General features: G+C 62.3%; 1 pseudogene. It reads right to left on the bottom strand.

Going from position 1 to position 679, the window contains the following annotated elements:
• Positions 1-637 (bottom strand): annotated as a pseudogene (locus AC0L3D_RS36860) (Ulp1 family isopeptidase); the annotation flags it as partial.
• Positions 638-679: the final 42 nt, after the last annotated feature.

The following is a 679-nucleotide window of genomic DNA, read 5'->3' as shown; positions in this document are numbered from 1 at the left end:
AGTCGTAGTGATAGGCGACCGTTCTTTCCGGGTCGCGGCGATCTACGAGCAGCAGCGACCAATGCTCGTTGCGTCCCTCGTTCTCCGCCGTAGCCATAGGATTGCCACTGTTCACCGGCAGGAACACGAAGTCGGCTGGGGCGTCGTTTTGATGGTAGATCGACAGCAACCTACCTTGCACGTCCCCGTCGTGACGGCGCAGTTGCTGGGAGACCAAGGGATCCACCAGCCTTGTTCGGGCGGCGAGCGCTGGGTGGGCCGCCTGCAGGTACTGCTCCAGCAACTGGTAATCCCTGTGGATATGGACGTCGTCCAGCAGGTCGGTGGCCCCGAGAACCGCCCCCCGGGGGAGGTTAGACGAGCCTGACGGAAGCGTTCCGATCCGTGCATCGGAAGAGGTGGTCAGATCGATTAACGGAACACCGCGATAGGTGTCTGACAGCCTCGCGGTCGCTGGCGAGACGGGTCCTGGAGCCCTTGCCGGTACTGCTGCCGCTGCAGATGCACTCATCGGACCGCGATCGACGAGCCAAAAGTCGTTGCGCCCTTCTGGCCTCTCGGCGGCGTAGCCCTGACCTTTAATCTCGTAGTTCCATTGCGGCTTTTCCGCATCCGGCACGAGGTCATGGCGGTCCAAGAAAGAGAGCATCGCGTCTGGGGCGTGTTGAGTCCCATGGGG

Source organism: Mesorhizobium sp. WSM4837, from assembly GCF_055811435.1.
This window is presented reverse-complemented; position numbering and strand designations above follow the sequence as displayed.